15 protein-coding genes are annotated in these 13,856 nt (G+C 35.0%); 10 read left to right on the forward strand and 5 right to left on the reverse strand.

Going from position 1 to position 13,856, the window contains the following annotated elements; genetic code table 11:
- Nucleotides 1-68 precede the first annotated feature (68 nt).
- From AC2A07_RS00965 to sufD, 6 genes are all read left to right on the forward strand, one after another.
- Entirely contained in the window at nucleotides 69-398 is a 330-nt protein-coding gene (locus tag AC2A07_RS00965) for an iron-sulfur cluster assembly accessory protein (protein WP_314493271.1), read from the forward strand.
- A 433-nt stretch (nucleotides 399-831) separates the two neighbouring features.
- On the forward strand, nucleotides 832-2,280 hold the full coding sequence (gene sufB, locus AC2A07_RS00970; RefSeq protein WP_314493273.1) for a Fe-S cluster assembly protein SufB: 1,449 nt from the start codon (nucleotides 832-834) through the stop codon (nucleotides 2,278-2,280).
- A gap of 30 nt (nucleotides 2,281-2,310) precedes the next feature.
- On the forward strand, nucleotides 2,311-2,508 hold the full coding sequence (locus AC2A07_RS00975) for a DUF2683 family protein (RefSeq protein WP_484048805.1): 198 nt from the start codon (nucleotides 2,311-2,313) through the stop codon (nucleotides 2,506-2,508).
- Nucleotides 2,499-2,771, forward strand: coding sequence for a Txe/YoeB family addiction module toxin (locus AC2A07_RS00980; protein WP_484048806.1), 273 nt, complete (start codon nucleotides 2,499-2,501; stop codon nucleotides 2,769-2,771). Before AC2A07_RS00975 ends, AC2A07_RS00980 begins: the two co-directional genes overlap by 10 nt.
- Before the next feature lie 4 nt (nucleotides 2,772-2,775).
- Nucleotides 2,776-3,519 carry a Fe-S cluster assembly ATPase SufC gene (sufC, locus tag AC2A07_RS00985; protein ID WP_314493277.1) on the forward strand — a complete coding sequence of 248 codons (744 nt, stop codon included), beginning with the start codon at nucleotides 2,776-2,778 and terminating at the stop codon, nucleotides 3,517-3,519.
- A 101-nt stretch (nucleotides 3,520-3,620) separates the two neighbouring features.
- A complete protein-coding gene (gene sufD / locus AC2A07_RS00990) occupies nucleotides 3,621-4,928 on the forward strand; it encodes a Fe-S cluster assembly protein SufD (protein ID WP_314493279.1) in 1,308 nt (435 codons plus the stop codon).
- A 71-nt stretch (nucleotides 4,929-4,999) separates the two neighbouring features.
- Here the strand turns inward: sufD and AC2A07_RS00995 are convergent, their stop codons facing one another.
- Nucleotides 5,000-5,932: a DUF3078 domain-containing protein gene (locus AC2A07_RS00995; RefSeq protein ID WP_484048807.1), complete on the reverse strand. Its 933-nt coding sequence runs from the start codon at nucleotides 5,930-5,932 to the stop codon at nucleotides 5,000-5,002.
- Nucleotides 5,933-6,147: 215 nt separating this feature from the next.
- Here AC2A07_RS00995 and AC2A07_RS01000 point away from each other — a divergent pair, with 215 nt between their 5' ends.
- From AC2A07_RS01000 to gdhA, 3 genes are all read left to right on the forward strand, one after another.
- Nucleotides 6,148-6,921 carry a rhomboid family intramembrane serine protease gene (locus AC2A07_RS01000; protein ID WP_484048808.1) on the forward strand — a complete coding sequence of 258 codons (774 nt, stop codon included), beginning with the start codon at nucleotides 6,148-6,150 and terminating at the stop codon, nucleotides 6,919-6,921.
- Nucleotides 6,922-6,950: 29 nt separating this feature from the next.
- Nucleotides 6,951-8,060, forward strand: coding sequence for a DNA-processing protein DprA (gene dprA, locus AC2A07_RS01005; RefSeq protein WP_484048809.1), 1,110 nt, complete (start codon nucleotides 6,951-6,953; stop codon nucleotides 8,058-8,060).
- Between the two features lie 192 nt (nucleotides 8,061-8,252).
- Nucleotides 8,253-9,611 (forward strand): NADP-specific glutamate dehydrogenase, encoded by a 1,359-nt coding sequence (gdhA, locus tag AC2A07_RS01010; protein WP_484048810.1) that lies wholly within the window; start codon nucleotides 8,253-8,255, stop codon nucleotides 9,609-9,611.
- Between the two features lie 346 nt (nucleotides 9,612-9,957).
- On the opposite strand, the gene AC2A07_RS01015 is transcribed toward gdhA, so the two are convergent.
- Entirely contained in the window at nucleotides 9,958-10,452 is a 495-nt protein-coding gene (locus AC2A07_RS01015) for a YkgJ family cysteine cluster protein (RefSeq protein WP_484048811.1), read from the reverse strand.
- A gap of 248 nt (nucleotides 10,453-10,700) precedes the next feature.
- Between AC2A07_RS01015 and AC2A07_RS01020 the strand changes: the two genes are divergently transcribed.
- A complete protein-coding gene (locus AC2A07_RS01020; protein WP_314493287.1) occupies nucleotides 10,701-11,081 on the forward strand; it encodes a globin domain-containing protein in 381 nt (126 codons plus the stop codon).
- Between the two features lie 39 nt (nucleotides 11,082-11,120).
- On the opposite strand, the gene AC2A07_RS01025 is transcribed toward AC2A07_RS01020, so the two are convergent.
- From AC2A07_RS01025 to AC2A07_RS01035, 3 genes are all read right to left on the reverse strand, one after another.
- Entirely contained in the window at nucleotides 11,121-12,191 is a 1,071-nt protein-coding gene (locus AC2A07_RS01025; protein ID WP_484048812.1) for a calcium:cation antiporter, read from the reverse strand.
- 65 nt (nucleotides 12,192-12,256) lie between these two features.
- Entirely contained in the window at nucleotides 12,257-12,595 is a 339-nt protein-coding gene (locus AC2A07_RS01030; RefSeq protein ID WP_484048813.1) for a DUF6122 family protein, read from the reverse strand.
- A gap of 4 nt (nucleotides 12,596-12,599) precedes the next feature.
- Nucleotides 12,600-13,835, reverse strand: coding sequence for a hypothetical protein (locus AC2A07_RS01035; protein WP_484048814.1), 1,236 nt, complete (start codon nucleotides 13,833-13,835; stop codon nucleotides 12,600-12,602).
- Nucleotides 13,836-13,856: the final 21 nt, after the last annotated feature.

The raw sequence follows: 13,856 nt of genomic DNA on the forward strand, positions 1-13,856 counted from the left end.
AACGTCGATTTTTATATACTGATTATTGTTCGTATTTTTGCACCATTAAATCATTCTAAATAAATACAATGATAAAAGTTTCAGATCATGCTAAGGAAAAAGCCATTCAACTGATGACAGAAGATGGTTTTAATCCTGCAGAAGATTATATAAGAGTAGGCGTTAAAAGCGGAGGTTGTTCTGGTTTGGAATATGTTTTAGGTTTTGACAACAAAAAAACAGATACTGATCAGGTTTTCGAGGACAATAATATTAAAATTGTTGTAGAAAAAAAATCAATTCTCTACCTGGCCGGTACGGTCCTGGAATATTCAGGAGGATTGAATGGAAAAGGATTTGTTTTCAACAATCCTAATGCAGCCAGAACATGTGGTTGTGGTGAGAGTTTTTCTTTGTAAAATATAGATAATTAACATTAAAAGATTATTGGTGGCTGTAGATTTGAAAATTTTGAAGTTATAGACAGGCAACTCATCTAACAAAAAAATGTTTTTAATCTTTTAAACAAAGAAAAATTAAAAAAAGAATTTGAATTGACAAATCAAATTAAAAAAGCCGTTTTGTCAATTACAATAACATCGCAGAAGGCAGCGAATACAGCAACAATACACAATTCATCAGATACTTAAAACATTCTAATGGGAGCTGTGGTAAAGTAAAAAATTGTTAAACCTTTGTTTGATGTTATATGAAGAAGATACAAGCGATTTAATTAATGATTGTAAAATAATTTCAAAACAATTGTCAAAATTTATTGATTATCTGTCTAAAAACTGATAATAAAAAGCGAAACTAATTTTTAATCATTTAATTTTTTAATCATTTAAATAAATGTCAAAATACACTGAAGACGACTTACGCGTCGATTTAGAGAATAAAAAATACGAATTCGGCTGGGAAACCGATATCGACTACGAAGATTTCCCGATTGGTTTAAACGAAGACATCGTCCGTGCTATTTCTGCTAAAAAAGAAGAACCGGAATGGATGACAGAATGGCGTTTGGAATCTTTCAAAATCTGGTTGAAAATGACGGAACCTGAATGGGCAAATATCAAGTATCAAAAACCGGATTTTCAGGCGATAAAATATTACGCTGCACCAAAAGCGAAGCCGGAATTGGCAAGCTTAGATGAAGTGGATCCTGAATTATTGGCAACTTTCGCCAAGTTAGGAATCAATATTGAAGAACAGAAAAGGCTTTCAAATGTTGCGGTAGATATTGTCATTGATTCTATCTCTGTAAAAACAACGTTTCAGGATACCTTAGCTGAAAAAGGAATTATTTTCTGCTCAATCTCCGAGGCCATTAAAAACCATCCGGATCTTGTGAAAAAATATCTTGGAAAAGTTGTTCCGAGAGGTGATAACTTTTATGCAGCATTGAATTCCGCAGTTTTTTCTGACGGAAGTTTCTGCTATATTCCAAAAGGCGTGCGATGCCCGATGGAGTTATCAACCTATTTCCGTATCAATCAGTCCGGAACAGGTCAGTTTGAGAGAACCCTTGTTATCGCTGATGAAGGAAGTTATGTTTCTTATCTTGAAGGGTGTACAGCTCCCTCAAGAGATGAAAACCAGCTTCATGCCGCAGTCGTGGAACTGATCGCAATGGACAATGCTGAAATTAAATATTCTACAGTACAAAACTGGTATCCGGGAAATGAAGAAGGAAAAGGCGGTGTTTTCAATTTTGTGACCAAGAGAGGGCTTTGCGAAACCAGAGCAAAAATCTCATGGACACAGGTGGAAACGGGCTCTGCGGTAACGTGGAAATATCCATCTTGTATCTTAAAGGGTGACGGTTCAATCGGTGAGTTCTACTCTATCGCTGTAACCAACAACCATCAGTATGCCGACACCGGGACAAAAATGATTCATATCGGTAAGAATACAAAATCAACTATTATTTCCAAAGGAATTTCTGCAGGAAAATCACAAAATTCCTACAGAGGGCTGGTCAAAGTAATGCCTTCTGCAAAAGGAGCCAGAAACTTCTCACAATGTGATTCCTTACTGATGGGTAATGAATGTGGAGCGCATACTTTTCCCTATATTGAAATCAAAGATCCCACTGCACAGCTGGAACACGAAGCGACCACTTCAAAAATCGGTGAAGACCAGATTTTCTACTGTAACCAGAGAGGAATCGATACCGAAAGAGCAATCGCTCTGATTGTCAATGGTTTCAGTAAAGAAGTTTTAAATAAACTTCCAATGGAATTTGCTATTGAAGCCCAGAAATTACTGGAGATTTCTTTAGAAGGTTCTGTAGGATAGAATTTTGTAATTTTAAACAAAGTTTAATTTATGGAAGTGATTCTTAAAAATTTAAAGAAAAAAGACTTTGAGGTGATTAAGTCACTTGCAAAAGCATTAGGCTTTGAAATTGAAGAAAAAGAAGAAAACACATACAATCCTGAATTTGTGAAAGAAATTTTGGAAGCTCAGAAGGAATTAAAAGAAGGTAAAGGTATCAAAATAGAAACTGCAGATTTGTGGAAGTAATCTATTCTGAAAAGGCACAACGTGACATTGCATTTTGGAAGAAATCCGGCAACAAATCCGTAATGAAAAAGATAACTGTTTTAATTGAGGATATTGTAGCACATCCGTATGAAGGTTTGGGAAAACCTGAAGCATTAAAATTTAATCTTACAGGATTGTGGTCAAGGAGAATTGACAGAGAACACAGAATCATCTATCAGGTTACTGAAGAGAATACAATAGAAATATTAAATATTTTGTCTTTAAAAGGACACTACGAATAAAAATATGTTAAACATTAAAAACTTACATGCCAGAATTGAAGATGGCGCACAGATATTAAAAGGTATCAATCTTGAAATAAAACCCGGTGAGGTTCATGCGATCATGGGACCGAACGGAGCTGGAAAATCAACCCTTTCCTCTGTCATTGCAGGAAAAGAAGATTACGAAGTGACTGAAGGAGAAATACTTTTTCAGGGTGAAAATATTATTGAAGATGCTCCTGAAGAAAGAGCTCACAAAGGGATTTTTCTTTCATTTCAATATCCTGTAGAAATTCCAGGAGTTTCTGTGACTAACTTCATCAAAGCAGCTTTGAATGAAAATAGGAAAGCCAATAACTTAGAAGATATGCCTGCCAAAGAAATGTTGGCTATGATTCGTGAGAAATCGGAGAAATTGGGAATTAAGAAAGATTTCCTTTCAAGATCATTGAACGAAGGTTTTTCCGGAGGTGAAAAGAAGAGAAATGAAATCTTTCAGATGATGATGCTGAATCCTAAACTGGCTATTCTTGACGAAACAGATTCAGGACTGGATATTGATGCTTTAAGAATTGTTGCAGATGGCGTTAATCAATTTAAAAATGAAGGAAATGCTGTACTTCTGATTACCCATTACCAGAGATTGCTTAATTATATTGAGCCTGATTATGTACATGTTTTGGCGAATGGAAAAATTATTAAGACAGGAGATAAATCTTTAGCCCTTGAATTGGAAAGCAAAGGGTATGATTGGCTTCTGAATTAATTAATATTAAAGGCATCTAAAAATTTAATAAATAAAAACGCAATCTTTGTCACTCGGTTAGGATTCAAACATCTGATCACTGGCAAATAAACGTTCAAATAATGAGTTTAAACGAACAAATTTTAACAAATCATCCAGAGTTTCTCAATACACTTCGCCACCGTTTTTTGGACGAAAACAGGATTGAAGCTTTGACAAAATTTGCTGAATTAGGATTTCCCACGAGGAGAGACGAAGAATATAAGTATACCAGCATAAAAGAAATTACGGAGAAAGATTATAATTTTTTCCCGAAAGAAAATCATAACATCACAAAAGAGCAGCTTGAGCAACTCCATTTGGGAGAAGACAATTTCGACTGGATCGTCTTTATCAATGGTAAACTGCACAAAGAGCTTTCAAATATCTCTATAGAAAATGCAGAATTTTTGTCTTTTAACTATGCTTTGAATGATGAGAATCACAAGGAGGTTTTCGATAAATATTTCAATACCATTGCAGCAAAAAATTTAGCCTTCACCAACTTAAATCAGGCATACTGTAAATATGGCTTCTTCCTTAAAGTTCCAAAGAATGTGATTATCGAAAAACCAATTCATGTTTTTTATTTATCTCAAAATCAGGAAGAAAATACGTTTTACAATACCCGCAACCTATTGATTGTTGAAGAAGGAGCGAAAGTCGAGATCATTGAAAGCCATCATAATTTTGACAACAGTTTCGTATTTACCAATTCGGTTACTGAGATTTTCACCTATCAGAACGCAAAAGCAGACTGGCATAAAATCCAAAATGACAGCGATACTTCTTACCTTGTAGATCATACTTTTGCAAAACAGGAAAGAGATAGCCTGACTACGGTTAATACGTTTACATTCGGAGGAAAGATCATCAGAAATAATCTGGATTTTATTCATAACGGTGAAAATATCAATTCTTTCATGAATGGGATTACCATCATAGGAAAAGATCAGTTGGTAGATCATCACACCGCAGTTCATCATAATACGCCTAACTGTGAAAGTTATCAGAACTACAAAGGAATTTTCAAAGATAAATCTCACGGAGTTTTCAATGGAAAGGTATTTGTTAACAAGATTGCACAGAAAACCAATGCATATCAGCAAAATAACAATGTATTACTGAGCGAAGGTGCAACGATTGACACGAAACCTCAATTAGAGATTTTCGCAGATGATGTGAAATGTTCTCATGGATGTACTGTTGGTCAGCTGAATAAAGATGCTTTATTCTATTTGAGAGCAAGAGGAATTTCCAAAAAAGAAGCACAGGCTCTGCTATTGTACGCTTTCGCAAATGACGCAATGCAGAATATAGACATTGAACCTTTAAAGATAAAAATTGAGCAACTTTTGGCTGAAAAGCTCGAAGTAGGAATGGAATTCTGACGATACCATTGATGAATAACAAAAAAGCACTTCTCTGTTGAAGTGCTTTTTTGTTATTCATCAATAAGATCTTATTTTTTAAGCCACCATTGACTGTCTTTACGCCCCGAACGTTTTACTCCATTATCAATATTGTATGCAAACCCTATCCCTAAAGTCTGCTTCAGCTGAGTTTTCTGAATCTGATTATGATCATACATCAGATCTAAAGTTACAATAGATGAGACAAACCTGTTAATCTTCATATTCAAAAGCATATTATAGGATAATACCATATGGTCAGGATTTTCCAGATAATTAGAAAATATAGATCCGGTATTTGTCATTTCGATATTTTCCATCAGCTTAACTTTATAGATTGCAGAAGTAAGGAAACCCATCTGCATCAGGAAAAAATCACCATCTGTTTTTAAACCGTAATTTCCGGCAAGCTGTAATTCTTTATCAAGAACAAACGTAAATCTTCCGTTGGCAGGCCTTAAAGTAACGGTAAGGTTTTCGTTAGGCCTGTACGTAATTCCGACCCCGGCGTTGACATATCCCGGTGCCATAAAATTAGAAATCTTTTTTGCCTGTGGGTTATTTCCATCTTCAAATCCTCCGGAGAATTGTGAAAGCAAACTCGCTCCCGTAGAAACGTACCAGCTTTTTGAAAACTGAAGCCCATAGTTGGTTGAAACATTCAATACATCCTGGGTTTTTCTTGTACCTACGCCTTTGGTTGTATTCTGTCCATAATTCAGTATAATTATATTTTCCCAAAGGTTTCGTCCGTTCTCATAAACGAGATTGTAATTTGCACTTGCAAGCCAGCCTACATTATTGGCGCCTCCACCAACCCAATTTGAGAAGGCTGCCTGATTAAACATGACGCTGTTTTTTGCATTAACAGACCAATGTCTTTGCTTTTTGATTGTATCGACTGCTGCAGAATCACTGATAACAACCTGAGCAAAAGAATAAGCACTAAGATACATACAAAGCAAAACGAAAATCTTTTTCATAAATCTTAATTTTTCCAACTGCAAAAATACTGATATAAAGTTAAATGGAAAACTTATCCATTTTCAAGAGTTGATAGTAAACTGTTCCTGCTCATAAATTTAAAATACTTAAAACATAAAAACATTACCTTTTGTCTCAAATAGATTTTTAAAATTAAAATCATCGACAAATTTTCCGAAATTTATATTTGGCTTTTGATTTGACAGTTTTAGGTATGTTTAAAAATGTAATTTACAAAAACGCAATCATCAATCCTCTGCTCATGCTGGGTGCCATGTGGTTCGGATACTTTTTACAGATGCAGGGCTTTTTTGCAAGTTGCTTTGGTGCCATTATCCCGCTTTTGCCTGAAGGTTTACTGGGAATCCTTACTGCACCATTACTCCATGGGAGTATTGACCATATTGTGGGAAACTCTATTCCTATTGCTATTTTGATGGGGCTGCTTTACCAGTTTTATCCTTCGGTCGCTAATAAAGTTTTTTTATCCGGATGGCTTTCGGCAGGCTTTCTCCTTTGGATGCTACCGCCGATTGATATCCACACCGGAGAATATATCTATACTTGTACAATCGGAGCAAGCGGTATTGTTTATGTACTTGCATTTTTCTTATTTTTCAGCGGTGTCTTTAAATGGAATATGACGCTGCTTACTGTATCACTCCTTGTTGTGCTTTATTACGGAAGTTTGATCTGGGGAATGTTTCCCGAAGAACTTTTCTATACGATGCAGGAACCAAGTAAAATTTCATGGCAGGCTCATTTATCAGGCGCCATTGTAGGAAGTATTTTAGCATTTGTTTTTAGAAATATGGGGGATAAAAAGAAAAGATTCATCTGGGAGTTCCCTAACTATTACAGTGAAAAAGATGATAAACTCTGGCAGGAATATAAAGAAAATCATCCTGAAGACTTTTTGGAGCTTCCCTATAAAAAAAACGAAGATATCTGGGATCGTCTTGATGAAATACGGAAAAATAAATTCTAATTTATTATATTTGGTTTAAATAAACACAAATGTATTCTGAAGAACATCTATATTCCATTGCACTTCGTGAGTGCAATTTTATCGGTGACATCAATTTTTTCAAACTTGTCCGAAATTTTGGAAGCGCAAAAAAAGTCTGGGAATCCTCGAAAAAGGAACTCAGCAAAACTGATGGAATAGGAATTAAAACTATTTCCGATATCGGGAATCCTGATCATCTGAAATTCGCAGAAAAGGAACTTTTATTCTGTGAAAAAAATTCAATAAAAATAAAGTTACGTCATCAGAACGAGCTTCCGTTTTTACTTAAAGAATGTGATGATGCACCTGCCGTTTTATATCAAAAGGGAGATATTGACGTCCAACTTAAAACAGTCAGTCTTGTGGGAACGCGAAATATGACTGCTTACGGCAGAAGGTTCATTGAAGATTTCTTTGAAGAATCACAATCACATCCTTATATTTCGGTAAGCGGCCTGGCATTGGGTGTTGACAGGGAGGTTCATGAACAATCCATAAAATATCAAATCCCTACGATTGCAGTTTTAGCCCACGGGCATCATACCCTATACCCTGCCAAAAACAGAAAACTTTCTGAAAAAATACTTGAAGAAGGTGGAGTTTTACTGACAGAATTTAATTCTTCTCAAAAACCGGACAGAGAAAATTTTATTCAGCGAAACAGAATTGTTGCCGGAATTTCTCCTTCTACCATTGTGGTGGAAACTGCATTCGGAGGAGGCTCAGTAAGTACAGCTACATTTGCCAATATCTATAACAGAGACGTCTTTGCATTACCCGGAAAAATAACTGACAAATACAGCCAGGGATGTAATCAACTTATTTTACTAAATAAGGCCACCGCCATTTCCACTTTGAAAGATTTGTTTGATCTGATAGGATTTAATAAAACAAATTACAGAATGGAAGAACTTTTTCCTCACAGCGAGATCACAGTTCAACTATCTGAAATTCAAGAATTAATATATCACTCAATAGTAGAGAACCCACACATTACGTTAGATGATTTGGCAGAAAAAACAAATATTATTTCCCATAAAATACTTCCTGTACTTTTAGAATTGGAGCTTTTGGGAAAAATAAAATCATTTTCCGGGAGACAATTTATAGCAATATAAGAATTAATGATTTCTTAATATTTCATTATTTCATGTATAACATTTAATTTTTAACAATCATTAGTTTAAAATTATCAATTTAATAATATTCCTTTGCATTAATATTGAATTTTCAGCAAATATCAAATAAGCTATTGTGAATCTTGAAAAAAAAATTAAATTTGTTGATATAATATTCAACCCTACCCTAATATGGAACAATATAATATTGACCAGAAAATACAGGAGTTTATTGCTAAAATAGAGGCAAAGAATCCTAACGAACCGGAATTTTTACAGGCAGTTAAAGAAGTTGCCGTAACTGTAATTCCGTTTATCCTGACAAGAAAAGAATATACCGGCATGAAGCTTCTTGAAAGAATGGCCGAAGCTGAAAGAATTATTATCTTCAGAGTTCCATGGGTTGACGACAAAGGTGAGATCCAGGTAAACAGAGGGTTCAGAATTCAGATGAACTCTGCCATTGGACCTTACAAAGGTGGTATCCGTTTCCATCCAACTGTAAATCTTTCTGTACTTAAATTCTTAGCATTTGAGCAGGTTTTCAAAAACTCATTGACAACACTTCCGATGGGAGGTGGTAAAGGAGGTTCAGACTTTGATCCACAGGGAAAAACAGACATGGAAGTAATGCGTTTCTGCCAGGCTTTCATGACAGAGTTATGCAAACATATTGGTCCTGAAACTGACGTCCCTGCGGGAGACATCGGTGTGGGAGCAAGAGAAATCGGATACCTATTCGGTCAGTACAAGAAGATAAGAAACGAATTTACAGGAGTTCTTACAGGAAAAGGTCTTGCGTACGGTGGTTCACTGATCCGCCCTGAAGCAACAGGATATGGTGTCGTTTACTTTGCCGAGCAGATGTTAAAAACCATCGGACAAACCTTTAAAGATAAAACAGTAACTGTCTCAGGTTTCGGAAATGTTGCGTGGGGAGTTATCAAAAAAGTACACGAATTGGGAGGGAAAGTAGTTACACTTTCAGGTCCTGACGGCTATGTATATGATAAAGACGGTATTGACGGAGAAAAAATAGATTTCTTATTAGAATTAAGATCTTCAGGAAATAACAGGGCTGAAGATTATGCTAAAAAATATCCATCAGCTATATTTCATGCTGGAAAACGTCCTTGGGAGGTTAAATGTGATGTAGCAATCCCTTCTGCAACTCAGAATGAACTTGATCTGGAAGATGCAAGATTATTAGTAGAAAATGGTTGTTTATGCGTAACAGAAGCTGCTAATATGCCTTCTACATTAGATGCTATCAATTATTTCCTTGAAAACAAAGTTTTGTTTTCTCCCGGAAAAGCATCTAACGCAGGTGGAGTTGCCACTTCAGGATTGGAAATGACCCAGAACTCAATCAGATTAAACTGGACTTCAGAAGAGGTTGATGCAAGACTGAAAGAGATCATGATCGGAATCCATAAAGCTTGCAGAGACTATGGTAAAGAGGAAGACGGCTATGTGAACTATGTAAAAGGTGCCAACATTGCAGGATTCGTAAAAGTAGCAGAAGCAATGCTTGCTCAGGGAGTCGTATAAAATACAAAGGTTGGGACGTTTCCCGACCTTTTTTGTAACAACCTGTCCCGGGACTATAAATGGGAAAATAGTAATAGTGAAAGAGGAAAGCGTTGAATTTATTCAGCGCTTTTTTATTTTGTTAATAACGGTTATCTAATAGTACAATCTACTATATTTGGGCAGATGAAAACCAGTCATTAAAAATCCTGAAACAATATATTTCAGGATTCCACTTTTACATATCTAAAAACTACTTCTGATTGTCAATCAATTGGGGATTGATTTGTTTATCAAACGTCCTTACTTAAGTAAAATTATACACGACTTGGTGTTTTAACTAAATTTTATAAGACTTTACCAGTATTTAAGAATTCTTACTTAAATTCTTCATCATCTTTTCTACAAACTCAAAAGCAGCAGGACAGATTACTGTATTTTTTATCATTAAATGATTAATCTGAGAAATCTTTTTACGGTCGGTATGTGGATATTCCCTACATGCTTTTGGACGTACTTCATAGATTGAACAGGTATTATCACTGTTCAGAAAAAAGCAGGGAAGATGCTGCAATACTTTATCATTATCTTCATCTACTCTAAGAAACTTGGCTTCAAAGTCTGCAGACTTCATGCGGAGATGCTTGGCAATACGTTCAACGTCCTTTTCAGTATACAACGGACCTGTTGTTTTGCAGCAATTGGCACATTGTAAACAGTCTATTTCATCAAAAACTTCCTCATGAGTTTCCTGAACCGTATAATCTAAATTTTTTGGAGGTTTTTTCTTTAAACCGTCCAGAAATTTTTTGTGCTCCTTCTGTTTCTGTAAAGCCTGGGTTTTATAAAAGTCTAAATTCAATTTTTAATGTTTTTAAAAGCAATATAAAAAGCTTTGTTATACTATTATTCTGCTTCCTCCCGTTAATGGTCTCCGACAGCTCGAATGCAAAAATGCTCAATTCACTGAATTGTTAATGGGAAACGCAGGAATTATATGCAAAGATAAAATATTGTTTTTATGAATTTTATCAATCTCGTGATCTTCTTTTAGATTTAGAATTGAACTACATTTGAAATACTATTAACTGATTATAGAATAATATTACAATGAAAAATTTAGAATCAAGAGATGATATAGAGTTACTCGTTAATTCCTTTTATGCGAAGGTCGTTAAAGATGAAACGATTGGTTTTTTCTTCTTAGATATCATCAAAGTCGACTGGGATCAGCACTTACCTAAAATGTACACTTTTTGGGAGACGATTTTATTTGGGCAGATGAGCTACAAAGGTAATCCGATGGCAGTACATTTTCCCATCAACCGACTGGAAGCAATGGAAAAGAAACATTTCGAAAAATGGCTCGGATTATGGAGAGAGACCATTGAAGAAAATTTTATTGGTTTTAATGCCTCTATGGCTATTACAAAATCTGAAAATATTGCCAACCTTATGGCTTATAAAATGGAAAACGCAAGAAAACCCTAAAATAATTCTGTTTTCAAAACCAGCTCAATTGAATTTTAGTTAAGGTACGATCACAGTGAATATATAGGCAGCTAAATTGACCAGCAAAACGGTTCCATACAGAACATTTGTTTTACCACGGCTTAATGACAGCATAACGATGAAAACCGATAATGTCAACAGGATAATATCTTTCTTATCTAATCCTAAAACCAAGGGAATATCATACATGATACTTACTGCCGATATTGCAGGAATACTCAGACCGATACTCGCCAATGCTGATCCTAAAGCCAGGTTTAAGCTCGACTGTATCTGGTTATTCCTTGCTGCCCGAATTGCTGCCACACCTTCAGGAAGCAATACTACTGCCGCAATGATAACCCCAACTAAAGACTTTGGAGCACCCATACTCTGTACCATATCTTCAATTGTTCCGGAAAGACCTTTCGCAAGAAGTACAACAATAACAAGGCAAACAACCAGAAAAACAAAGCTTATAATAGCCTGCATTCTATTGGGAATATAATATTCTTCAGCCGTTCCGTCTTCAGGAACAAAGTAACTCCTGTGACGTACCGTCTGCACCATTAAAAAGACTCCGTAAATAACGAGACAGGCAATGGATACAAAGACCAATTGTGCATTATTATAATAAGGTCCGTTAATGCTGGATGTAAAATTAGGAAGAACCAAAGTAATAACAAGAATTGAAACAATGCTTACCAGATAGGTGGTTGCTGAGGTTCTGGCAAAATACTGTTCGAAGTATTTTACTCCTCCAACCAATACACAAATACCTATAATACCATTCAGAATGATCATTACGGCAGCAAAAACAGTATCTCTAGCGAGTGTAATGGCTTGGTCACCACCTGCAACCATCAGAGAAACAATCAATGCAACCTCGATAATAGTAATACATAGCGCAAGAATAATAGTTCCGTAAGGCTCACCTACTTTGTGTGCTACAACTTCTGCATGATGTACTGCAGACAAAACACTGCCTGTTAATAAAATACCCGCAACAATATCTGAAAATGTGCCGGTTCCCATCAGTCCCGTGAAGTAATAAATTACTGCCAGGACGGGAAAAACATACGTGTAGTGTAAAAATTCTTTAAGCTTCATAAGTGTCTCTAAAATACAAAAAATCTATTCAAGTAGCAATCCTGAAAGAAAATATTAATAATAATTTAATGGTTCCAAAGTACATAGTCCTGAAAATCAGTCAGCATATGAAACAGAAGACCGATGCCGATTACCCTAAAATTCCCTCTAAAGAACAAAAGCAAAAAATACACCGCAATAGCATAGTAAGAATGTAAAAAATGAAAACCTACACTCATTCTGTCAGGATCAAATACAGGATCTGCAAAAAGATGATCAAGATCTACTAGCATCGTTGCTAGAAGAATGAGATAAACTTTCTTCCAGTTTTTCCTGTAAAAGATAAGCGCAATAAACACAGGAAATACCAGGTGAAGAAAATAATGGGTCAATGTTTTTAATAAGGCAATATCTGATGTATCCATAGTTCTATCTTAGAATTAAAGGAAGCTTTTGTTTTTTGAATTTAATCTGAATATAATAATCACGATTGAGGTTACCATAAAAAATATATTCAATTTCCCTCAAATATTTATGATCCTGACTCACAAAATTTTTCAGGGAGGCACTCAAAAGTGGATTGTTTTTGACGAAAATATAATTATATTTTCCTGTTTCATCCGGAGCCTTAACTTTTCCGACAGATGTTATCAAAATCTCATTTTTACCCTTAGTAATTATATTGGGCTGAAAAGGAATTCGTGTGAATTGATTTTTAGCATTAATCCAATTCTTACTTAAGAAATAGTTCCAGGTTTTTTGTGAATCAGCAGTTCTGAATCTAATACTGTAATCAGGCTGAATAATCTTCTGATAAGTTACTTTTTCGATTTCATTGAAATTTTCATCATAACCATAACTGATGATGGTATCTTTTACTTCCTTAAGATCAGCCGACATTTTCACAGACTGAATGCTCAGTCCCTGTTTAAAATCACCACCATACAACTGAATAAATTTTTCAATATTTTCAGTATCCAGCTCAGCTTCTAAAAACTGAGCTTTACTATTTAGTTCAGTAATCAATGGTATAGAAAATTCTGACTTTGGATTATTTTTTATTTCTACGTTATCATGGTTCAGATCAATGGAAAAATTCTTTGTATGCTGTTCTGAAATTAATGAAATGCTTCCAATACCATCACTGATATAAGAATCAGCATTTAAAAATTTATTTCCGGCTTGATCATGCAATAAACTGTTGATACGACCGAAATTTTTACCGGATGTACCGAAAATACATTTTTCATCCTCTATTTTAACAGAAAAATAAGCATTCTTAAATTTATCTTTTTCGTACTTTATAAATTTTTGTCTCATTAAGAATTTGTAAAACTCTTCTTTATCCTGTATTTCTACTATAGTATACCATTCAGAAATAGGGCTATTTCTTAAATGAAAAATCTGAAAATAATCGGGTACTTTTATCCCTGACTCACTAAAATCAATCTTCTCCTGACCTTTTTTCTTTTCAGCAAACCATTCAGAGGGATATTCCAGTAAACCTTCAACATACTTCCTCTTTAACTTTTTCATATCAATCAATGCGATAACATCTGCGTTTGCAGGAATATACCGCAAGTGTTTATCTTTATAGAAAAGGAAAAAAGAAACTACCGCCAGAAGCACAACAGCACTAATTAAAACAATATATCTTTTCTTCATTACGATGCTTCAAAATTAAAA

It is taken from the genome of Chryseobacterium sp. HNCC26DJ238, from assembly GCF_057180465.1.